The sequence below is a fragment of the Streptomyces sp. NPDC092370 genome, from assembly GCF_044755265.1.
Classification (GTDB): Bacteria; Actinomycetota; Actinomycetes; order Streptomycetales; family Streptomycetaceae; genus Streptomyces.
The window spans coordinates 754,665-776,119 of record NZ_JBIVQO010000001.1; the positions used below are offsets into that span (position 1 = coordinate 754,665).

General features: G+C 72.0%; 19 protein-coding genes and 1 tRNA gene. 8 read left to right on the top strand and 12 right to left on the bottom strand.

Going from position 1 to position 21,455, the window contains the following annotated elements:
* Window positions 1-25 precede the first annotated feature (25 nt).
* The gene (locus ACIQHQ_RS03335; protein WP_402609582.1) at window positions 26-2,647 is read left to right on the top strand and encodes a phosphoribosyltransferase; all 2,622 of its coding nucleotides are present in this window, start codon (window positions 26-28) and stop codon (window positions 2,645-2,647) included.
* Window positions 2,647-3,465 (top strand): HAD family hydrolase, encoded by an 819-nt coding sequence (locus tag ACIQHQ_RS03340; protein ID WP_402609584.1) that lies wholly within the window; start codon window positions 2,647-2,649, stop codon window positions 3,463-3,465. Before ACIQHQ_RS03335 ends, ACIQHQ_RS03340 begins: the two co-directional genes overlap by 1 nt.
* On the opposite strand, the gene ACIQHQ_RS03345 is transcribed toward ACIQHQ_RS03340, so the two are convergent.
* Together ACIQHQ_RS03345 and ACIQHQ_RS03350 are read right to left on the bottom strand one after the other, a co-directional pair.
* On the bottom strand, window positions 3,462-4,154 hold the full coding sequence (locus ACIQHQ_RS03345) for a DedA family protein (protein ID WP_402609586.1): 693 nt from the start codon (window positions 4,152-4,154) through the stop codon (window positions 3,462-3,464). The genes ACIQHQ_RS03340 and ACIQHQ_RS03345 overlap by 4 nt on opposite strands.
* Window positions 4,155-4,216: 62 nt before the next feature.
* On the bottom strand, window positions 4,217-4,438 hold the full coding sequence (locus ACIQHQ_RS03350; RefSeq protein ID WP_402609588.1) for a zinc ribbon domain-containing protein: 222 nt from the start codon (window positions 4,436-4,438) through the stop codon (window positions 4,217-4,219).
* Window positions 4,439-4,687: 249 nt separating this feature from the next.
* Here ACIQHQ_RS03350 and ACIQHQ_RS03355 point away from each other — a divergent pair, with 249 nt between their 5' ends.
* The 3 genes from ACIQHQ_RS03355 to ACIQHQ_RS03365 all read left to right on the top strand — a co-directional run bounded on the left by ACIQHQ_RS03355 (window position 4,688) and on the right by ACIQHQ_RS03365 (window position 9,409).
* Window positions 4,688-6,799 carry a transglycosylase domain-containing protein gene (locus ACIQHQ_RS03355; RefSeq protein WP_402610614.1) on the top strand — a complete coding sequence of 704 codons (2,112 nt, stop codon included), beginning with the start codon at window positions 4,688-4,690 and terminating at the stop codon, window positions 6,797-6,799.
* 55 nt (window positions 6,800-6,854) lie between these two features.
* Window positions 6,855-8,132 carry a hypothetical protein gene (locus tag ACIQHQ_RS03360; RefSeq protein WP_402609590.1) on the top strand — a complete coding sequence of 426 codons (1,278 nt, stop codon included), beginning with the start codon at window positions 6,855-6,857 and terminating at the stop codon, window positions 8,130-8,132.
* 122 nt (window positions 8,133-8,254) lie between these two features.
* Window positions 8,255-9,409 (top strand): amidase domain-containing protein, encoded by a 1,155-nt coding sequence (locus ACIQHQ_RS03365; protein WP_402609592.1) that lies wholly within the window; start codon window positions 8,255-8,257, stop codon window positions 9,407-9,409.
* A gap of 18 nt (window positions 9,410-9,427) precedes the next feature.
* Here ACIQHQ_RS03365 and ACIQHQ_RS03370 read toward each other — a convergent pair whose 3' ends face one another.
* Window positions 9,428-10,828, bottom strand: coding sequence for a hypothetical protein (locus tag ACIQHQ_RS03370; RefSeq protein WP_402609594.1), 1,401 nt, complete (start codon window positions 10,826-10,828; stop codon window positions 9,428-9,430).
* Window positions 10,829-10,902: 74 nt separating this feature from the next.
* Window positions 10,903-11,700, bottom strand: coding sequence for a DUF4097 family beta strand repeat-containing protein (locus ACIQHQ_RS03375; RefSeq protein WP_402609596.1), 798 nt, complete (start codon window positions 11,698-11,700; stop codon window positions 10,903-10,905).
* Window positions 11,701-11,911: 211 nt separating this feature from the next.
* Between ACIQHQ_RS03375 and ACIQHQ_RS03380 the strand changes: the two genes are divergently transcribed.
* A tRNA-Val gene (locus tag ACIQHQ_RS03380) sits at window positions 11,912-11,983 on the top strand.
* Between the two features lie 95 nt (window positions 11,984-12,078).
* On the opposite strand, the gene ACIQHQ_RS03385 is transcribed toward ACIQHQ_RS03380, so the two are convergent.
* Window positions 12,079-12,630 (bottom strand): hypothetical protein, encoded by a 552-nt coding sequence (locus ACIQHQ_RS03385; RefSeq protein ID WP_402609598.1) that lies wholly within the window; start codon window positions 12,628-12,630, stop codon window positions 12,079-12,081.
* 180 nt (window positions 12,631-12,810) lie between these two features.
* On the opposite strand from ACIQHQ_RS03385, the gene ACIQHQ_RS03390 reads away from it, so the two are divergent.
* Complete coding sequence (locus tag ACIQHQ_RS03390; protein WP_402609600.1) at window positions 12,811-13,077, top strand: hypothetical protein; 267 nt, start codon at window positions 12,811-12,813, stop codon at window positions 13,075-13,077.
* An 11-nt stretch (window positions 13,078-13,088) separates the two neighbouring features.
* Here ACIQHQ_RS03390 and ACIQHQ_RS03395 read toward each other — a convergent pair whose 3' ends face one another.
* On the bottom strand, window positions 13,089-13,442 hold the full coding sequence (locus ACIQHQ_RS03395) for a hypothetical protein (RefSeq protein WP_402609602.1): 354 nt from the start codon (window positions 13,440-13,442) through the stop codon (window positions 13,089-13,091).
* Between the two features lie 50 nt (window positions 13,443-13,492).
* Complete coding sequence (locus ACIQHQ_RS03400; protein WP_402609604.1) at window positions 13,493-14,389, bottom strand: ketopantoate reductase family protein; 897 nt, start codon at window positions 14,387-14,389, stop codon at window positions 13,493-13,495.
* Window positions 14,390-14,491: 102 nt separating this feature from the next.
* Between ACIQHQ_RS03400 and ACIQHQ_RS03405 the strand changes: the two genes are divergently transcribed.
* The gene (locus tag ACIQHQ_RS03405) at window positions 14,492-14,722 is read left to right on the top strand and encodes a DUF2277 domain-containing protein (RefSeq protein ID WP_402609605.1); all 231 of its coding nucleotides are present in this window, start codon (window positions 14,492-14,494) and stop codon (window positions 14,720-14,722) included.
* A 24-nt stretch (window positions 14,723-14,746) separates the two neighbouring features.
* Here ACIQHQ_RS03405 and ACIQHQ_RS03410 read toward each other — a convergent pair whose 3' ends face one another.
* The 5 genes from ACIQHQ_RS03410 to ACIQHQ_RS03430 all read right to left on the bottom strand — a co-directional run bounded on the left by ACIQHQ_RS03410 (window position 14,747) and on the right by ACIQHQ_RS03430 (window position 21,392).
* Entirely contained in the window at window positions 14,747-16,033 is a 1,287-nt protein-coding gene (locus ACIQHQ_RS03410; protein WP_402609607.1) for a phosphatase PAP2 family protein, read from the bottom strand.
* A gap of 130 nt (window positions 16,034-16,163) precedes the next feature.
* On the bottom strand, window positions 16,164-16,757 hold the full coding sequence (locus ACIQHQ_RS03415) for a DedA family protein (RefSeq protein ID WP_402610615.1): 594 nt from the start codon (window positions 16,755-16,757) through the stop codon (window positions 16,164-16,166).
* A gap of 286 nt (window positions 16,758-17,043) precedes the next feature.
* Window positions 17,044-17,496 carry a DoxX family protein gene (locus tag ACIQHQ_RS03420; protein ID WP_402609609.1) on the bottom strand — a complete coding sequence of 151 codons (453 nt, stop codon included), beginning with the start codon at window positions 17,494-17,496 and terminating at the stop codon, window positions 17,044-17,046.
* An 83-nt stretch (window positions 17,497-17,579) separates the two neighbouring features.
* The gene (locus tag ACIQHQ_RS03425; RefSeq protein WP_402610616.1) at window positions 17,580-19,466 is read right to left on the bottom strand and encodes an FAD/NAD(P)-binding protein; all 1,887 of its coding nucleotides are present in this window, start codon (window positions 19,464-19,466) and stop codon (window positions 17,580-17,582) included.
* 288 nt (window positions 19,467-19,754) lie between these two features.
* Window positions 19,755-21,392, bottom strand: coding sequence for an alkaline phosphatase D family protein (locus ACIQHQ_RS03430; RefSeq protein ID WP_402609611.1), 1,638 nt, complete (start codon window positions 21,390-21,392; stop codon window positions 19,755-19,757).
* Between the last annotated feature and the right edge of the window lie 63 nt (window positions 21,393-21,455).

Sequence of the window (21,455 nt, forward strand, 5' to 3'; positions counted from 1 at the left end):
AAGGCGAAAGAAGGCGGAGAAGGCAGTGAACCAGGGGGAGCACCATGAGGTGCGCGACGAGGCCGACCACGTCTGGTCCGGCAGCTGGGTCGCCGAGCGGCTCGGCGTCGAGCTCGTCGGCGACGACCGGCTGACCGGCATGCTGGGGCTGGCGCTGCGCCGCAACCCCAGGCGGGCCCACCTGCTGGTGTCGAACGTGCTGGGCAAGCACGTGCCGCAGTCGCCGTCCGTCGTGTACGACCACGGGTTCGAGCTCGGCCGCCGGGTACGTGACCTGCTGGGCGCCGACGAGGCACGCAGGGCCGTCGTCCTCGGCTACGCCGAGACCGCGACCGGCCTCGGCCACTCCGTGGCCGACGGACTGGGCCCCGCCCCCTACCTGCACTCCACCCGCCGCCCGATCGACGGTCTCGCCCCGGCCGGCGGTTTCGAGGAGTCCCACTCCCACGCGACCTCGCACCTGCTGCTGCCGGAGGACCCCGCGCTGCTCACCGGCGTCGGGCCGCTGGTCCTGGTCGACGACGAGTTCTCCACGGGCAACACGGTGCTGAACACCGTCCGGGATCTGCACGAGCGGTATCCGCGGCGCCGGTACGTCGTGGTGGCGCTGGTGGACATGCGGTCGGCGGCCGATGCCGGCCGGCTGGAGGAGTTCGCCCGCGACATCGGCGCCCGCGTCGACCTGGTCACGGCGGCTTCGGGGACCGTGCGGCTGCCCGACGGGGTGCTGGAGAAGGGGCAGGAGCTGGTGGCCCGGTACGAGTCCGAGAGCGCCGGAGGAAGCCGTCGTTCGTCCGCGGCCGCATCGGGGCCGGTCGCGCACTTCCCCCCGCCCCCGGACAACGGCGTTGCCGTCGAAGCCGACCACGGGGCTGACTCACCAGGGGCGCGGGGAACTGCGCAACCAGCCCCCACCGGCCCGCACCCGGACGACGACGGCACCGACCCCCAGGTCACCCGCGTCAACCTGCACTGGCCCCCAGGCCTCCCCGACGGCGGACGGCACGGATTCACCCCCGCGCACCGGGCCCGGCTGGAGGCCGCCCTGCCCGCCATGGCCGCCCGGCTCGCCGAGGCGCTGCCTCAGGGGGCCCGGCGCGTGCACGTCCTCGGCTTCGAGGAGCTGATGTACGCCCCGCTCAGGCTCGCCCGCGAGCTGGAGCGGACCACCGACGTCGAGGTCCGCTACTCCACCACCACCCGCTCGCCCGTCCTCGCGGTCGACGACCCCGGCTACGCGATACGCACCCGCCTGGTCTTCCCCGCCCACGACAACCCCGCGGACGGCTCCGGCGAGCGATACGCCTACAACATCGCAGGCGCCGGCTTCGACGCCGTCGTCGCCGTCGTCGACTCGGCCGCCGACACCCCCCGGCTGCACGCGCCGGACGGCCTGCTGGCCCGGCTCGCCGCGCACACCCCGCAGGTCCTCCTCGCCGTCGTACCGTCGTACGCCCCCGAGGCCCCGCACGCCCCCGAAAGGCCCTCCATGCTGCCCGAGCCCCTCCGCGGCCCCGCCTTCTCCTCGTACGCCCCCGAGGAGGTCGGCTGGCTGCTCCAGGACCTCTCGGGCGTCACACTGGAGGCGCCGACCGAGGAGCGCGAGGAGGCGATCCAGAGCGGCGGCGCGCACTACGCGGAGTCACTGCCCGTGGAGTACCAGCCGAGCGAGCAGTACCAGGAGCTGTTCCACGCCGCCCTGGACACCTCGGCGGCCCGTATCGCCCAGGCGGTCGGTGTGGTCACGGAGACGGTCCTCGCCGAGCGGTCCCCGCGTCCGGTCCTGGTCTCCCTGGCCCGCGCGGGCACCCCCGTCGGCGTCCTCATGCGCCGCTGGGCGCAGCACCGGCACGGCCTCGACCTGCCGCACTACGCCGTGTCGATCGTCCGCGGCCGCGGCATCGACGCCAACGCGCTGCGCTGGCTCGCCGAGCACCACGACCCGCGGGACGTCGTCTTCGTCGACGGCTGGACCGGCAAGGGCGCCATCACCCGCGAACTCGCCCAGGCCCTCACGGAGTTCGAGAAGACCGACGGCATCGGCGGCTTCAGCCCCGAGATCGCCGTCCTGGCCGACCCGGGCTCCTGCGTACGCACCTACGGCACCCGCGAGGACTTCCTCATCCCCTCGGCCTGCCTCAACTCCACCGTCTCCGGCCTGATCTCGCGGACCGTGCTGCGCGCGGACCTGGTGGGCCCGCAGGACTTCCACGGGGCGAAGTTCTACCGCGAACTCGCCGGCACCGACGTCTCGGTGACCTTCCTGGACGCCGTGTCCGCCCGTTTCCCCGAGGTCACGGACGCGGCCTGCGCCCAGGCCAAGGACCTGCTCGCGACCGACCGCTCGCCCACCTGGGAGGGCTGGGCCGCCGTGGAGCGCATCAGCGAGGAGTACGGCATCCACGACGTGAACCTCGTCAAGCCCGGCGTCGGCGAGACCACCCGGGTCATGCTGCGCCGGGTGCCCTGGAAGGTCCTGGCGCGTGCCGGCGCGGGCAGCGACCTCGACCACGTACGCATGCTGGCCGAGCAGCGCGGCGTGCCCGTCGAGGAGGTCGACGCACTGCCCTACACCTGCGTCGGCCTGATCCATCCCCAGTACACCCGGGGCGCGACCGGCGCCGACGGCAAGGCGGTGACCCTCTGATGACCGCACTCGTCGCGAGCGACCTCGACCGCACCCTGATCTACTCCTCCGCCGCTCTCGCGCTGACCATGCCGGACGCGCGGGCACCCCGGCTGCTCTGTGTGGAGGTGCACGAGAGCAAGCCGTTGTCGTACATGACGGAGACGGCGGCCCGGCTGCTCACCGACCTGGGTGACGCGGCCGTGTTCGTGCCGACGACGACCCGGACGCGCAAGCAGTACCAGCGCATCAACCTGCCGGGCCCACAGCCCAGGTACGCGATCTGCGCCAACGGGGGCCACCTCCTGGTCGACGGCGTCTCCGACCCCGACTGGCACGCCCGGGTCACCGCCCGGCTGGCCGACCGGTGCGCGCCCCTGGCCGAGGTGCAGGAACACCTGCTGCGGGCCGCCGACCCGGTGTGGGTGCGCAAGCACCGCGTCGCCGACGACCTGTTCGCCTACCTCGTCGTCGAGCGGGAGCTGCTCGACGAGGACTGGGTGAAGGAACTGGCCGTGTGGGCGGAGAACCGCGGCTGGACGGTGTCCCTCCAGGGCCGCAAGATCTACGCCGTTCCCAAGCCGCTCACCAAGAGCGCGGCGATGCGCGAGGTCGCCCGCCGGACCGGTGCCGAGCTCACCCTCGCCGCCGGCGACTCCCTGCTCGACGCCGACCTCCTCCTCGCGGCCGACCGGAGCTGGCGCCCCGGCCACGGCGAGCTGGCCGACACCGGCTGGACGGCTCCCGCGCTCAGGGCGCTTCCCGAACGGGGGGTGCTGGCCGGGGAGCGGATCCTGCGGGAGCTTCTCGCCGCCGCCGGGTCCGGCCAGGGAGCCTAGGAGTTCGGGGGGTGCGGTGATCGTGCGGGTACCTGTTCGTCATGGCTTGTCGCGCGGTTCCCCGCGCCCGTTTCCGGGCGTCGTCGCAGCCGCAGGGCTGTGAACGCCACCACCGCCACGGCAGCCACCGCCAAGACGATCTTCGAGTAGGCGGAGACGACGTCCGAGACCTGGTGCCAGTTGGTGCCGAGGAAGTAGCCCGCGAGCACGAACACCGTGTTCCAGATCGCGCTGCCCAGGGTGGTCAGCCCCAGGAACACCGGCAGACGCATGCGCTCCACGCCCGCCGGCACGGAGATCAGGCTGCGGAAGATCGGGATCATCCGGCCGAAGAACACGGCCTTGGTGCCGTGCTTCAGGAACCACGCCTCGGTCTTCTCGATGTCCGAGACCTTCACCAGCGGCAGCCGGGACGCGATCGCCACCGTCCGGTCACGGCCGAGCAGCGCACCGACCCCGTACAGCGCGAGCGCGCCGATCACCGAGCCTGCCGTCGTCCACAGCAGGACCGCGAGCATGCTCATCCGGCCGCTGCTCGCGGCGAACCCGGCGAGGGGCAGGATCACCTCGCTGGGCAGCGGCGGGAACAGGTTCTCCAGGGCGATGGCGAGACCGGCACCCGGCGCACCCAGCGCGTCCATCAGGTCGTTGACCCACTGCGGTCCGGCGTCCGCTGCGATGGCTGTCATGCCACCACGCTAGGAAACCGAAGCTGAAGAACTCCTGAGGACAGGACTTCCGGGGACAAGGGTCAGCCGCAGCAGCCACCCCCGCAGCAGCCACCCCCGCCGCCACCCGGGCCGGGTGCCGGGGCCGGAGCGGAGGCCGAGCCGCCGACCGCCACCGTGGAGAGGAGCTTCACCGTGTCGTCGTGACCCGAGGGGCAGGCCGCGGGGTCGGAGGACTGCGCCATGGGACGGCTGAGTTCGAAGGTGTCGCCGCAGGTCCGGCAGCGGTACTCGTAGCGAGGCATGGGGACAGATTATCCATGCCGGTGGAAATAACGCCGTTCGGGATTCCTTTTGGTCACTGTTGCCGTACCGGCGTGGAGGAACTGTAAAGGCCGCTGATAGCTTTCGATGGCCGCGAGGAGCCGTAAGGGCGGGGGAACGTGAAGGCTCGCTGCAGTCGACCCACGGCAGCCATGGCCTTCCGCGCGAGCATCACCGTGAGGGGGAGGGAGACAGCCGTGTCCAAGGCTGAGCGGGAATCGGACGAGACCATGCAGTTGAAGGTCCCCGCTTCCCGGCACGCGGACGAGACCATGCTCTTGCGTATCGTCGAAGTGGCCGCCACCGACAGCGCGAACTCGTCTTCCGCCACGGCCCCGGACGGACCCGCCAGGTCACGCCACCGGCGCAGGGCACCCCGGCTGACTCGGCTCGTCACCCGCGTCGCGGCCACCGCCCGCCGCATCCGGCCCCGTTACCCGCACGCCGACCGCACCGGCTGGCGGCGCTGGGCGCCCTCCTGGCGGCAGTGGCTGGGTGCCGCGCTGACGTTCACCGGCCTGACCCTCGCCCTCCTGGGCTCCGCCTACGCAGCCACCGACATACCGGAGAACCTCAACTCGTACGCCACCCAGCAGGACAACGTCTACTTCTGGTCCGACGGGACGCCCATGGCCCGCACCGGCTGGGTGCGACGGCAGGCCATGCCGCTGAAGGACATCCCCGAGGACGTCCGCGGCGCGGTGCTGGCGGCGGAGAACGCGAGCTTCTACAGCGACCCCGGCATATCCTTCAGTGGCATCGGCCGCGCCCTGTGGCGCACCGTCGGCCAGGGAGACACCCAGGGCGGCTCCACCATCACCCAGCAGTACGTCAAGAACGTCTACCTCAACCAGGACCGCTCGGTGGGCCGCAAGTTCACCGAGGCGATGCTCGCCGTCAAGCTCGACAACGGGATGAGCAAGGACGACATCCTCGAGGGCTACCTCAACACGAGCTGGTTCGGCCGCGGCACCTACGGCATCCAGCGCGCCGCCCAGGCCTACTACGGCAAGGACGTCGGCGAACTCGACGCAGGTGAGGCCGCCTTCCTCGCCTCCCTCCTCAAGGGTGCCGCGCTCTACGACCCGGCCCTGAGCGAGGCCAACCACGCCCGGGCGGTGGAGCGCTGGTCCTGGATCCTCGACCGCATGGTCGACACCGGCGTGCTGTCGAAGTCCGAGCGGGCCCGCTACAAGGAGTTCCCCGAGCCGCTGAAGCAGGTGCCCGGGTACGACACCGGCAAGCAGAGTGACTACCTCGTCGAACTGGCCGCCCGGTACGCCAAGAAGGCGGCGCACCTCTCGGCCAGGGAGTTCGACCTCGGCGGCTACCAGATCTACACGACCTTCGACCGCAAGCAGGAGACCGCGCTCACCGACGCCGTGCACAAGGCCCGCAAGCAGGCGCGCAAGGACGACGCGGCCAAGGCGAAGTCGCTGCACTTCGGCGCCGCCTCGGTGGCCACCGACGGGCGCATCCTCGCCGTCCACGGCGGCCCCGACCACCGCAAGCAGGGCTACAACGAGTCGAACGCGACCACCGTGCCCGCCGGTTCGGCCTTCCTGCCCTTCGTCTACGCCGCCGCCCTGGAGAACGGCGTGCACAAGACCCGGGACGGCGCCGCGACCGAGGTCACCCCGCAGACGCTGTACGACGGGGACGACGGCATCGCCGTCATGACACCCGAGGGCCCCTACTGGGACCGCGGTGGCAAACAGGTCACCTCCCACAACGACGGCAAGAAGTCCTACGGCCGGATCAGCCTGAGCCGGGCGCTCGCCCTCTCGGTGAACACGCCGTTCATGCAACTGGGCATGGACACCGGCCTGGACCGGGTGCGGGCCACCGCCCAGCGGGCGGGCCTGCTCTCCTCCAGCTTCGGCCCGCAGGTGCCCGCGATGTCCTTGGGCAGTGCCACGCCCAGCGCGATCCGTATGGCGAGCGGATACGCCACGTTCGCCGCCGCCGGCAAGCACGTCGAGCCGTACTCGGTGGCCCGGATCACCCGCAACGGCTCCGAGGTCGCGCTGACGAAGCCGGCGTCCCGCCGTGCGGTGAAGGCGAGCGTGGCCGGGGCGGTCCAGTCCGCCCTCACGGACGCCTTCCGCATCGCCCACCCGGGGGCGGTCACGACCGTCGCGGTGGCCGGGAAGGCCGGCACCACGCCGAACGACACCGCCGCCTGGTACGTCGGCACGGCCAACTCCGTGTCGACGTCCGTCGTGGCCTACCGCATCGACCTCGCCAAGAGCCTCGAACCACTGCCGTTGAACGGGATCGCGGGCTCCCTCCCCGACAGCGTCCCGTACCGCATCTGGTCCGGTGCCCGCGGCATCGGCTGACGCCCGCCCGCCACCGCTCCGTACCCCCACTCCCCCCTCGCAGAATGAGCCGCGCATGAAACCGCCGTCCGGCCGCCGCCGCCGACCTCGCGCACCCCGCCGCGCCATACCGGCGAGGATGCTGACCCTGGCGGCCCTTCTGGTCGTCGCGTCCCTGGTCGCGGGTTACGTGGTCCTGACCCGCTCGGACACCACCACCCCGACCGCCTCCTCCGGGCCCCGCAAGGAGCCCCCCGCGAAGCCGGACCAGGAACCTCGCTGGGACGGCAGGACGAAGGTCCTCGGGGACGGCTCCACCTCCTACACCGGGCCGCAGCAGGGGCAGTTGAAGCCGGTACCGCTCAAACCGGGCGAGAAGCCACCCCAGTTCGTCGTCTTCTCCTGGGACGGTGCGCTGCAGGGCGAAGACGGGCTCTTCTCGCACTACCGTGAGCTGGCCGAGGAGTACGACGCCCACATGACCTTCTTCCTCACAGGCATCTACCTCCTGCCCAAGAGCAAGAAGGAGCTCTACGCCCCGCCCCAGCACTCCAAGGGCTCGGCGGCGATCAGCTTCGCCACCGACGAGCACATACGCACCACGCTGGAGCAGCTCGGCAAGGCGTGGCAGGGCGGGAACGAGATCGGCACCCACTTCAACGGCCATTTCTGCGGCAAGAAGGGCGGCGGCGACTGGAGCGTCGCGGAGTGGAAGAGCGAGATCGACCAGTTCTACGACTTCGCCGAGAAGTGGAAGACCAATACCGGCTTCCGCGACGTCGCCCCGCTGCCGTTCGACTTCAGGAAGGAGGTCACCGGCGGCCGGGCGCCCTGCCTGGAGGGCCAGGAGAACCTGCTGAAGGCCGCCAAGAGTTACAAGTGGCGCTACGACGCCAGCTCCGCGGGCGACTTCCAGATATGGCCCCGCAAGAAGAACGGCATCTGGGACTTCCCGCTGCAAATGCTCCCTTACGAGGGGGGCAAGTACCAGGGCCTGTCGATGGACTTCAACTTCCTCTACAACCAGTCCGAGGGTGAGACCGAGGGCGACCCGGCGAACTACCCCGAGTGGGAAGAGCAGACCGTCGCCTCCTACATGTCCGGCTTCAACCGCGTCTACTACGGCAGCCGGGCCCCGCTGTTCATCGGCAACCACTTCGAAGACTGGAACGGCGGCATCTACATGAGGGCCGTCGACCGGGTCATCAAGGACATGTGCACGAAGAAGGACGTCAAGTGCGTGTCCTTCAGGGAACTGGCCGACTGGCTCGACGTCCAGAAGCCCGGGACGCTGCAGCGGCTGCGCGGTCTGGACCCGGCGCAGTCGCCCGATTGGTCGGCCGTCGTGAAGTGATCAGGGTTAGAAGTAACAGGCGCAACCCTCTTCACATCAGTCACACATTTCATGCAAAGATCTCCTACCCCGGCAACCCTTGGCCGGGGGCAAGAGGGGAAACACCAGTGAAATCAAGGAAATTGAGCGGGACGCGCCGTCGCGTCACGATACTCGGTGCCGCGGCCACGTCGGTCGTCGCCGGAGCGGCCCTGCTGCCCACCTGGAGCGCCGGCGCGGCGGTCAGCGACGACCCGACGGTGGACGCGCGGACCAGGGCCACCTTCCAGCGGCTGGCGGACGCGGTCTTCACCGACCGCACCAACGCCCTGGTCGACGGCGGGCGGACCGGCGCGGACCAGCCGCTGACCGACGGTTTCTCCGGCGACGTCGCGCTGTCCCCGGGCACGGCCCGCACCGAGGACGCCGCCCTGTCCGCGCTGGCGCAGCGCAGGGAGAAGCTGGCGAAGGCCGGCGAGACCTACGGCAAGGCCAGCACCACCGTCACGCTGAACGCCACGCGGGTGACGGGCCGCACGGCCAAGGCGGAGGTCACCGAGACCACGACCCTGACCTACGCCGGGGCCCGTGGCGACGCGCCGAAGACCACCGGATTCCAGGCCCGGCACGAGCTGACCTTCAAGGCCGACCGGCAGGGCGACTGGCGGCTGACCGGCATCCGCGACACCGGCCAGGGCGGTCTCGCGGTGAACGCGCTCTCCAAGCCGGCCCCCGTCAAGGCGACCACTGCCGGCAACACCACGCCGAACGCCCCGCGCGCGGCGATCACCCGTAACCCGGCCGCCGCCCCGAAGACCGGCACGACGTACGACTACAAGGCCATGGCGGCCTACGCCGAGAAGCACTGGAACGCTTACAACAAGGACTACCCGGACTTCAGCGGCCGCGGTGCCGGCGGCGACTGCACCAACTTCGTCAGCCAGTCCCTGAAGGCGGGCGGCTGGAAGCACGTCCCCGGCTACGTGTACGACTACACCAGGTGGTTCGGCAACGCCGACATCCAGTCGCACTCGTTCATCGGCGTCAACGAGTGGTCCTGGTTCGCCCAGAACTCCAAGCGGACCACGCCGCTCGCCAACGTCTACCAGCTGGAGGTCGGCGACGTCCTCCAGGTGGACTTCGACAGGGACGGGTCCAAGGACCACACGATGATCGTCACGTACAAGAGCGGCGGTGTGCCGTACGTGACCTACCACTCCAACAACACCCTCCGCAGGTCGGTGGCGAGCCTCGTCGCGTCGTACCCGAACGCGTACTACTACGCCTTCCGCACCTGAGACCGGTGGGGGCCGGGCTCAGTGTCCGGCCCCTCGCTCCTCGCGGATCTCGGAGACGACGCGTGCCACTGTCCGGCGGACCGCTTCCGTCTCCGTGAGGAAGTGCCAGTAGTCGGGGTGGCGGCCCTCCAGGGTGGCGATGGCACGGTCCAGGCGGGACACGGCGTCGTCCAGGGGGCGGGCGTGGCGCGGGTCGGGGGTGTTGCGGCCGGCCATGGCGAGGCGCTGGGCGTCGCGGATGGCGAAGCGGGTGCGCTCGATCTCCTGCTGGGGGTCCTTCTGCACGGCGTTCAGACGGCGCAGCCGGTCGCCGGCGGCCGAGACGGCCTCGTCGGTGCTGTTCAGCAGGGCTCGGACGGTCGACAGCAGGGCCGTGGCGTCGGCCCAGCGCTGTTCGCCGCGGGCGGTGTGGGCCTCGGCCAGTCTGGTCTCGGCCCGGCGGACGTTCTCGGCGGCGGCGTCGGGGACGTGCTGCAGGTCCTGCCAGCAGGCCGCGGTGAAGCGGCGGCGGAGTTCGCTCAGGGTCGGTTCGACCTGCTCGGAGCGGGTGGTGAGGGCCTGGGCGCGGGTGCGCAGGGAGACGAGCCGGTGGTCGATCTCGGCGGCGAGGTCCGGCAGCCGCTCGGCCTCCACACGGACCGCCTCGGCCGCGCGGGTGACCCGCTCGGCCCGCTCCAGGGTCTGCGGCACGCCGTGCTGCCCGGCGCCCTGGTTCAGCTTGGTGAGCTCCGGGGAGAGGGCGGCGAGCCGGGCGGCGAGGTCGTCCGCCGTCAGGCCCGACGCCCGGACGGCGTCGAGGGCGTTGGAGGCGGCGAGCAGGGCCTGCCGGGCGCGTTCGACCGCGGGGGCGAGCCGGGCCAGTTGCGTCTCGGCCTTGCCGAGGAGGGGGCCGAGGCCGTCGGTGAAGCGGTCGAGCTCCTGCTTGACCCGGCCGAGTTCCTCCTTGGCGGCGGTCAGCTCGCCGCGGGCGCGGGAGGCGGCGGAGGCCTCCAGGTCGTCGCGGTCGAGGTCGTGGGCGTCGACGGCGTCGATGTACCGGTGGCTGGCCTCGTCGATGCGCCGGCCGAGGTCGTGGAAGTCGGCGACGGCGCGCCGGGCGGCGGGGGAGTCGTCGACGGCGCTGATCGTCTCGATCGAGATGCGCAGGTCGCGCTGGGCGGTGTCCAGCTCGTAGAAAGCGGCCGCGGCGGCGTCCTTCGCGGCCTGGGCCTCGGCCCGCTGGTTCTCGGCCCGGCCGCCGAACCATCGCCGGGTGCCCCCGCCCGCGAAGGCGGCGGGCAGGGCCAGTGCGGCCAGCAGCGGCAGCATCGTCAGGGTGAGCGTGTCGCGCAGCGGACCGGGAGTGCGGGGGACGCGGCGGCGCGGACCCTGCGCGCGCGGCACCGACGGCGAGTACGGCTGCGCTGGTGTCGCCGTCACATCCCTCTCCCGTGCTGTGGTCCACCCTGCCCGGTGTCATTCTCCCACCGGATAAGGACGAACACACGGGCCGGTCAGTTCGCCGTTCGGACTGTCACTTTGCCGTCGCCGGTGTGGGCGGAGACCGCATGGGAGCTGGTCTCGTCGCGGGGCACGGACACATCGACGCCGCCGTCGCCGGTCTCGGTGGTGACGCGGTACGTGGCCCGGGGCAGTGCGATGTCCACCGACCCGTCGCCGCTGCGGGACTCCACCCGGTCCGGTACGACGCCGAGTTCGAGGCGGACCGAGCCGTCGCCGGTGTGGGTGCGGACGTCGCGGGAGGAGACGTCCGCCCGGATGGATCCGTCACCGGTGCGCACCTCCAAGGGGCCGGTGGTGTCGGTGACGCGGACGGAGCCGTCGCCGGTGCGGATGTCCAGGGGGTCGCGGAATCCCCGGGCGCGGACGCTGCCGTCACCGTCCCGCACCTTCACGGTGATGCCGCGGGGCACCTCGATGCGGTGCTTGGCCGAGCAGTCGGCGACGACGCCTGAGCACTTCAGCCGCAGCTCCAGGCGGTCGTCCCGCATGGCCCAGGTGACCTCGGGCTCCTTGCCGACGACGACCGAGCCCTTGAACCAGCGGGTGACCTCGATCCTGCCCGCCGGGTTGCCGCCGTCGGCGACGATCTCCAGGGCCGAGTCGTCGGAGTCGACGGTGAGGGTGCGGCCCTGGAGGCCGAAGGACCGGTGGTCGGGGTCCGTGTCGTCCCCGGCAGACGCGCCGCAGGCGCTGAGACCGGCGACGAGCACCACGACGGCACCCATGAGGGCGGCGGCGCGGACAGAGGCGGTGCCTGTGGTGCTGGTGGTGCCGGTGGTGCGGGCCATGACGATCTCCCCCTGGACGGACGACGGGCGCTGCGGGGCGCTCTACGACCGTATGGATCCGGGGCCCGCCGGGGGATCCGGGCCACTCCCGGATCGGGGGTGGGGTTAACCCCAGGTGCGGGGCCGGCGGGGTCCCGCGATACGGGTTTGCGGTACCGCGCCCCGGGCAATGTAGGCTGTCGACTCGTCCTGGGCGCGTGGTCCGGGAGCCGGGTGCGTAGCTCAGGGGTAGAGCGCCTGCCTTACAAGCAGGATGTCGGCGGTTCGAAACCGTCCGCGCCCACAGCGTCGAGTTTCGGGTCGAAGGCCCTCCAGGAGCATCCCTGGAGGGCCTTTCCTGTTGCTGCCCGGCGGTACACGGCAGGCGGCAGGGGCCGCTCAGTAGTTCGCGTTGGCGAGGAGTTCGCCGTCCTTGTCGTAGACCGTGACGAGGCCGTTCTCCGACTCGTAGCAGGAGGTGAACGCGGAGGCGATCAGTTTGCCCTCACCCTGGTGGGGGCCCGTCAGGCCGCCGCTGAAGTCGGTGAAGACCTCGGCCGCGTCGAGGATGTCGTTGCGCTTGTCCGCGCCGGTCACCTTCGTGACGTGCTCGACCGCGGACTTCTCCGTGTCCGTGCCGTTCTCGGCGACGCAGCCGCGGAACTGCTCGGCCTGGGTCTTCTCGTGCGCCGGCCCGCTCTTCTTGGGGCTGTTGCCCTCCGGCCGGCCCTCGGCGGTGACGGCCTTGTCCTTGTTCGAGGTGTCGGCGCTGTCGTCTCCTCCGCCGCCCGTGGCGACGGCGGCGATGACGAAGAGGGCGAGGATGCCCGCGCAGCCGAGTCCCGCGATCTTGCCCACCCCGCGCTTCTTGGGCGGCTGTGGCGCCGGGGCGCCGTCGCCGGGCTGCTGCGGCTGGGGCTGGTCCGGCTGCTGCGGGTACTGCTGGCTCATGGATCTCCCTCGGAATCATTCGTGTGGTGCGGGTGTACGACCCGCCGGGGGAGCCGCCTGGTTGTAGGCGGTTGATGAGTTCATCCGATGGGGCTATGGCCCGTCGCACACCTGGCGGTGAACCGCGTGCGTGTCCGACCCGGTCCGAGTCGGGGTGGGGGCTGTTCCTGCGATGTGCGGGTGAACAGTCCCGGGCAGCGTGCCTCGCGATCCGCCGTACGGCGGTGGCATCCGCTGTGCGTGCCGGAGCTGTTGGTGGGGCTGCTCGGCATGCACGGGCCGGCGCCCGGCGGCGGTCTGCCCCGGCGGAGCCACGGACAGCAGGCGCAGGCACTCCGCTACGCCCCCGCCAAGGCCATGGCCGACGACATCGTCAGCGCCCAGCACGCCGAGATCGGTGAGATGAACAAGCTCCTCGGCAAGAGCGGGAGCCCAACCGAAGGCTGACCGGCCAGGCGTCAGGAGGTTCCGCCGGTCTCCTCCGGCGGAACCTCGTGGGCGTGCTTCAGCTCCGAGCGGGCCGTCACCCGCTCGGGGCCGGCGAGCTCGGACCAGTAGCGGTGGGTGCTGACGAACACCGCGAGTTCGTGCTCCCGCCGCCGGAGTTTCTCCACTTCGGCCTGTTCGTCGGCGGTCCAGCCCGGGGAGGCGGGGCGTTCCACCTTGCGCCAGCCGTTGTCGTCGCTGAAACCGTCCAGCGGCTCCACCGACCAGGGAAGCCGCTTCAGCAGGGCCGAGAGCTCGGCCCGGACCTGATGGAGTTCCTCCTGACCGGCCAGGAGGTCACTCGGAAAGTCATAGGTCGTAGCCACGGCTCAATGATACGCCTGTTCGAATTTGGCAGGCGAGTTCTTCCTGTGGTTCAGGCGGACGGGTGTACCTCGCCCACCACCCGGGCCACCACCGGAGCCGGGATCCCGTGCCGCTCGGCCGCGCGGAGCAACGCGCCGCCGATGGCGTCCAGTTCGAGGGGCCGGCCGGCCTCGGCGTCGCGCTGCATCGAGGACTTCGTCGACGCTGGGAAGGCGTCGTAGCGGGCGAGGGCCTGGGCCGGGTCCGCCGGGCCGCCGCACGCGCGGCTGATCGCGGCGGTTTCCTCCACCAGGGCCGTCAGCTCGTCGCGGTGGCGGGTGCGGACCTCGCCGAGAGGGAGGCCGTAGACGGTGGTCAGCAGGGCGAACGGCGCCAGGAACGACATCTTCGCCCACAGGGCCGCCGTCTCGTCCTCCAGCACGCGGGTGGCCGGACCGGCCGCGGCGAAGGCCTCGGCGAGGGCGTCGAGGCGGGCCCGGGGCACGTCCGTGCCGGTCAGGTCGATCTCCGCGAAAGGGCTGCCGTGTTCGACGACGCCCGGGGCCACACGGGTGGACTCGACGCGGATGACGGCGGGGGCGACGCGGTCGGGGCGGTAGCGGGCGCGCAGGGCCGCCGGGTGTTCCACACCGTTCAGGAAGGGCACGAGCAGGCCGTCGGACAGCACCGGGGCGGGCACTCGCGCCAGCGCGGCGTCGAGGGCGGTGTGCTTGACGGTGACCAGGCACGCGTCGACCGGTTCCCGCAGTTCGGTGTCGGCCTCGACGCGGGCGGTGAAGTCGCCGAAGCGGGCGCTGCGGACCTGGATGCCGTCGGTGCGCAGGGCCTCGGCGGTCCTCTCGCCGGACAGGCAGATCACGCGGTGGCCGGTGCGGGAGAGCAGGGCCGCGAGCAGGCCGCCCACGCCGCCGGGGCCCAGGACGGCCACGGTGAGTTCGTTCGCCACGAGGAATTCCTCTCGTCGGTCGGCCCCGGGACGGTGGCCGCCTCGGAGCGATCATGGCAGGAGCCGCTGTCGTACGGGGGCCGTAAGGGTGAGACTGGGGGCATGTGCCGGAGTATCAAGACGCTGCGTCCGCCCGCGATGCCCGAAGAGGCCACCGAGGCGGACGTGCGCGCTGCCGCCCTGCAGTACGTGCGGAAGGTCTCGGGCTTCCGCGCCCCCGCCGCTCACAATCAGGAGGTGTTCGACCGCGCCGTGGAGGCCGTCGCGCAGGCCACGACCGAGTTGCTGGACGGTCTCGAGGTCCGCGGGGCCGCGGCCAGGAAAGCGAGCTAGTGCCCGGCTCCTGGTCCCGGGGCCTCAGACCGCCAGTTCGGGCCGCGGTTCCGCTTGCGGCACGGGTGCGGCCTTCGCTTCCCACAGGGCGGTGGTCCGCCGGTAGCCGTAGACCACCGAGGCCATCGCCAGCAGCAGGAGGGGGCCGGCGAGCCACGGGTATGCGGCCATCTCCAACGGCAGGAAGCGGTAGGACGCCAGCAGTGCCGCGAAGACGAGCGTCCCGTAGGCGATCAGCCACCCGCCCGTGCGGTCCCAGCCGAGGTCGTACGTGCGCAGCGTGGCCTCGACCGTGTACGCGAAGACCACGCCGGCGACGAGGTCCACGCCGTAGTGCCAGCCGAAGCCCAGGGTGGCGGCGAGGGTCGCGATCAGCCAGAACGTGCCGGCCAGGCGCAGAGCGCGCGGTCCCGTGCGGGAGTGGATGAAGATCGTGGTGGCCCATGCCGTGTGCAGGCTGGGCATGCAGTTGCGCGGGGTGATCTCGTCGAACGGCAGCTCGTACGGGGTGGTGATCGGCGGCAGGGTGTTCGGCCACAGGTTCGCGGCCGCCCAGCGCCCGCCCTCGGGACCGTAGGCGAACATCGGCCCGACCACGGGGTAGATCATGTAGAAAGCCGGCCCGAGCAGGCCGATCAGCAGGAAGGTGCGCACCAGGTGGTGGCGCGGGAAGCGCTGCTCGGCCGCCACGTTGCGCAGCTGGTACAGCGCCACACAGACCGCGGCCACCGCGAGCTGGGCGTAGACGTAGTCGAGGGCGTGCTCGCCGACCGGGCCGCTCGCCTCGAGGAGCCGGCCCGCCAGCCACGACGGGTTGCCCAGCGCGTGATCGGCCATGGCGACGTACGGGTCGAGGACGACCGGGCGGGTCTTCGACGTGATCAGCAGCCAGGTGTCACCGGTCTTGCGGCCGGTCACCAGCAGCAGGCCGAGTCCCACGCCCTTCAGCATCAGGACGCGTTCGGGGCCGGTGCGGCGGGTGAGGGCGATGACCGCACAGCCCAGGATCACCCACAGCGCGCCGTTGCCGAACGGGTGGCCTTCGTCGGGATAGGTGCCGGTCGCCCAGCGGACCAGCAGGAAGACGAGGTCGATGCCGATCGCGGTGACGAGGGCCGTGAGCCGTTGCCGCCAGGTGAGCACCACCGTCATCAGCGCCATGCTGGCGTACAGCAGGAATCCGGACTTGGGGGCGTGGATCACCTCGCGGGCCTGCGTGGTGATGGGCCCCGGTATGCCGAGGTGGTGCGCCACGATCTGGAGCGCGATCAGAAATCCGAGAGTGATCACGCCGGCCGTGATCCACAGCATCGCCCGGGGGTGCCGTCTCGCGGCGAGCGTGATCCGTCTGGTGCGAGAGGCTTCCCGGGACGCCGTGGTGGTCAATGTCTCAGCCGCTTCCAGGTCTCTGAGTGGTCGTGGTGGTGGGTCGCAGCGCGGTCTACGACGTCCGCGGCTCGCGCCGCATCACATACGCCGCCCCTGCCCCGGCGCCGAACAGGGCCCCCACCGAGACCGCCGTCGCCACCCAGCTCGCACCCAGCCAGTGGGCGCCGAAGTAACCGAGGGCGACGCTGTAGGCGGCCCAGGTGAGACCGGCCACGGCCGACCAGGGCAGGAAGTCGCGGGCGCGGCGGTGGGCGGCGCCCGCGCCGAGGGAGACCACCGAGCGGCCGGCGGGAGCGAAACGGGCGAGGACGACGAGGGCCCCACCGCCTTGGGCGAGGGCCGCTCCGAGACGCTCCTGCGCGGTGGTCAGACGCCGGGAGCGGGAGATCGCCCGGTCCAGCCGGGCGCCGCCGCGCCGGGCGAGCCGGTAGGCCACCAGGTCACCCACGACGGAGGCGGTGGCCGCACAGAGGGTCAGGGCGAGGATGTCGGGCACGTCGGCCGCGGTGCCCGCCGCCGCGGCCATGGCCGCCGTGATCACCAGAACGCCACTGGGCAGCACCGGCAGGAACACGTCGAGCAGCACGGACAAGGCCACCGCCGCGTAGATCCATGGGCTGGCGACCAGCAGCCCCACTTGCTCCAGCACCGCAACTCCCCGTGACTCCCCCGTGGGCCAGACCGTGCCGCGGTGTCGCGGGGGAGCGGCAGGAGTGGCCATGACAGCCATAGAGCGTACGCCTGGGGCGTGACGGGCGGTTCACGGGGGGCTCATACGTTCGGTGCGTACTGTTCACCTCGTCGCGGATCGCCCCGAATTGCTGCCCTATGGGCCGTCGTCGCCACCGTCGCCCGGATCGATGGCCGGTGCAGACGGAGCGGCGCCTCCCCCCGGGGGAAGGCGCCGCTGCGTGTCCGGATGGCCTGGTGGCTCAGGCGGCCACCGGGGTCTGGCCCGCGGAGCGCTGTTCCTGTGCCGCGGTCCGCCTGCTCAGCAGCCGGTCCAGGCCGAACGCGCCGGACCCCGTGAAGATCAGCAGGAACATGGCCCAGCAGTACATGGCCGCCCCCTCGCCGCTGTTCTCGATCGGCCACAGGCCCTGGGGCTGGTGGACCTTGAAGTACGCGTACGCCATCGCGCCCGAGGAGATGAACGCCGCGATGCGGGTGCCGAGGCCCAGCAGGACCAGGGCACCCCCGACGAGTTCGATGACGGCCGCGTACCAGTTGGGCCAGGCGCCGGTCGCGGCGGTGCCGCCCTTGCCGTCCACGCCGCCGAGGACGCCGAAGAGCGCGACGGCGCCGTGGCAGGCGAACAGCAGACCGACGACGATCCGGAACAGGCCGAGCGCATACGGCTGGGCGCCGTTGAGGCGAGCGGTCATGTGGGGGGTCTCTCCTTCGGTTGGCCGGCCTTGGAGAGGCCGGTCGGGGACGGATACCGCGGAGTAACCCACGTTAGGTGCGCCTAATTGATACTTTCAAGTTCAACATTTGGCCACTGCTTTGCCTCCCCCTGGGGCCCCGTTTCGGGTCCAGTCGCACGTAGAACGGCTCTCGCCACCGCGTCAGCGTCCGAAAGAGTGACCGAATCCACCCCTGGGCGGGCTCCCGCAGCGGTCACCCAGTGCACGCCTTCTGTCGGCACTCCGAACGCGAACAGCCTTTTGTGTGCAACTCCTTGACGATCCATCAGCCGATAGGGGCGCGGGGTGACGTCCAACCCGCCCGTCTCGTAACCGTCCACGGTGTGGGGGCGGCACCGCCCGCTCCGCAGCAGGCCGGCCAGGAGGTCGTCGGCGGTGCGCCGCAGGTCGGGTTCGGGCAGCCGGGCCTCTATGAGGGTTTTCACACGGACGGCCGACCCCGGCACGTCGGGGGAGTGCGCCGCCCAGGCCCCGTCCTCGTCCGACACCCGCAGCCGCGGACCGAGCACCCGCACCACCCCCGCCTCCACCAGGGCCGCGAGTTCCTCGATGCGGCGCCGGGGCGGGCCGATGGACAGGAACGCGTTGAGCGGTGTGTACCAGCGGTCCAGGTGGTCCCGGCGGGAGGCGCCGGCGAGGCCGCCGTGGTCGACGATCAGCCGGAGCTCGTTGCGCAGGTCGCGCAGCACGTCGAGAGCCGCCTTCAACGGCCCGTGCACATTGCCCAGGGCGGCCTGTGCCGCGTCCTCGCGCAGATACGACAGCAGCCAGTCGCGCCACTCGCCGGGATGGGCGAAGTCCCGTCCGGAGTACGGGCGCGAGATCCGCTCCCAGCACCAGCGGTCGGCCTCCGGCACCCCGAACGCGTCCAGCAGGGGTGCCGCCTCCAGGGGGTCGCCGTGCGGGACGGCGAGGAAGCGCTCGGTGAACTCCCGCTCCCGCCCCGCGCGTGCCCCGGCCCGCCGGAGCAGCGCGGCGTAGTAGACCGTCTCCACCTCCTTCGCCACCAACGGCCATATCTCGGTGAGGAAATCGGGTGCCTCCCCGGAGTCGGCGCGTTTACGGAAGCCCGCGATCACCTCCGGGGTGAGGGCCAGCGGGACGTGCCGGCCGTACGGCCCCTTCTCGTTGTCGCCGCGCGCCTGGTAGGGGACGCCGCGCCGCGAACCGGCGAAGAGCCGCGGCTCGCGGCCGGAGGGGAGGTAGCGCAGTTGCCCGGCGTCCCGGACGAAACGGCCTCCCCGGCCGGTCGTCAGCAGAGCCGTGTGGTCGAAGAAGTTGAGGCCGAGGCCGCGCAGCAGGACGGGCTCGCCCGGGGGTATGGAGGACAGGTCGACGTCGGCCGGGTTGGCGGGCGGGACGTGGCGCAGACCGTGATGTGCGGCGTGGGCCGCCAGGCGCCGCAGATCGGGGCCGGCGGCCGCCGGGAGGTGTCCCTGGGCCAGGACGACCGCGGACAGGCCGGTCAGGGTGCGGCCGTCGTCGAGGGTGAGGCTCTGGCGGTCGCCGGGAGTGTCGTCGAGCCGTACCGCACGGGCCCGGTGGGTCTCGACCCGTACGGCCGGCGGCGCTTGCCGTACGACCTCGGCGAACACCCACTCCAGGTAGCGGCCGTAGTCGGCCCTGGCCGGGTAGTCGTCCGGGCCCAGGCCGCCGCCGGCCCACTCGTACAGGCTCGGACCCGGGCGGATCGGCCCTGAGCAGTCCACGCTGTCGTCGGTGAACAGGGTCACCTGGCAGGCCACGGTGTTCATCAGCAGCTCGGGCGACTGGGCGGTGCGCCAGACGCGGCCGGGGCCGGGCGGATCCGGGTCGACCACATGGACCGTCAGCCGGACCCCCGGCGCCAGGAGTTCCGGGGCGGAGGCGCACAGGCGTTCCAGGACGCTGGTGCCGCGCGGTCCGGCGCCCACCAGGGCGACGGACACGGCCGCGGGTCCCGCGGCCGGTGCGGAGTCCTCGGCGGGTACGGATTCCTCGGTTTCCTCGGTTTCCTCGGGCGACGCAGGCAAGGGTGGGACTCCCGGGCGTGTGGGGCGCGTGTCGGCGGTCCGCCGGACAGGAAGCGGACGGTCCGCCTCATCATGCCGTCGCCGGGAGCAGGGACCAGGGTTCGTGGGGAAGGATTGACGTCGCTGTGGGATGCCTCACTAGCATCACGGGACATCGCCGTACATCTCCCGCCACAGCAGGAGTAATCAGGCCGAACGGATGGGTCAGGGGGCGAGTTCGGTGTCCAGGAGTGTCGTCAGGCTCGGCCCCGCCCCCTGCCGGGCCTTGGCCTGCTCCAGTCGCAGCCGCGCCGTACGGCCGCGCAGGGTCAGCGTCATGAGCTGGTTGCCGAACCAGGGGCCGCCCGTCTTGCGCCAGCTGACCGGCGGGTCCGGGAGGCGGCCGTGCCGGGCGAGGCCGCGGCCCAGGCCCCGTGCCAGCGCGCTCCAGCCGATACGGAACGCCAGGCGCATCGACAGCGGGACCGAGTTGTGGACGGGTGAGCACACGAGCTGCAGCACCCGGGCGTCCGGACCCGAGCCGGGCCAGGAGGGCTCGGCGATGTAGGCGTGGTGGACATCGCCGGACAGCACGCACACCGTCGCCGGCGCGTCCCGCCCCGAGCCCGCCTCGGCGATCAGCTCCGCCAGCCCCGCGAAGGACTCGGGGAACGCCGACCAGTGCTCCAGGTCGGCGGCGCGCCGCACCTTCTCCCCGAACCGCGCCCACCGGTCGCCCCGCTCGCCGCCGCACAGCGCCGCGTTCCACCCCTCGGCGTCGTGCACCAGATGCGGCAGCAGCCAGGGCAGTGAGGTGCCGATCAGCAGGTGGTCGTACGCCTCGGGCGTGTCCCGCACCTGCTCGCGCAGCCAGGCGTCCTCGCCCGGGTCGAGCATCGCGCGCTCGTCCTCGGCCAGGACCCGGGCGGCCCGGCTGTCCACCATCACCAGGCGTACGCGCCCGAAGTCGCGCCGGTAGCTCCAGCGGACCGAGGCCGCGTCGGCGTCGGCCCGCGCGGCGAAGGTGCGCAGCACATCGGTGCCGTCGGAGGCCTCGCACACCGCCCCGTACACCGGGTCGGCCGCCAGCTCCTCGAGGGAGAGGTTCCCGAGGTGCTGGTGGACCCAGTACGACATCAGCCCGCTCAGCAGCCGCTCCCGCCACCAGTCGGTGGAGCGCATGTCGGCGAGCCAGGCGGCGGAGGTGTTCCAGTCGTCGATGACGTCGTGGTCGTCGAAGATCATGAAGCTGGGCACGGTGGACAGCAGCCAGCGGATGCGCGGGTCGAGCCACGACTCGTAGTAGAGGTGTGTGTATTCCTCGTAGTCCGCGACTCCGTTGCCCGGCCCTTCCTTCAGGTCGCGGCGGCCCGCCAGCCAGCGTTGCGTGGAGTCGGAGGTCTCGTCGGCGTACACCTGGTCGCCGAGCAGCAGCAGGACGTGCGGCCGCTCGCCCTCCGGGTCGGCCGCGAGGCGGGTGGCGAGGGCGTCCAGGGCGTCCGGGCCGACGGGATCGTCGCCGCCCGCCGGCGGGGAGGCCCAGCGGCAGGAGCCGAAGGCCACGTCGAGGCCGCCCTCCGGCCCCGGCGCGTGGATCGCCGAGGGCGGGAAGGGGGAGCCGGGCAGCGGCCACACCTGTGCGCCGTCGAGGAACACCTCGTACGTCGTGGTCGTGCCGGCCGTGAGGCCGGTCACCGGGACCAGCGCGTAGTGGTGGCCCGCGATCTGGAAGCTGCGGGCCGTGCCGCCGGCGCCGTCGGCGCAGCGCACCTCGGCGGTGCACGGACGGCTCGTCTCGACCCACACGGTCGCGGACGAGCCGTCGGTGTACCTCAGCAGCGGTCCGAGACGCAGTGCGCTCATGTCGTTCCCCTTCCGTCGCCCCGTACGGTACGGAACGGCGAAGGTCAGCGGGGAGGTCCCGAC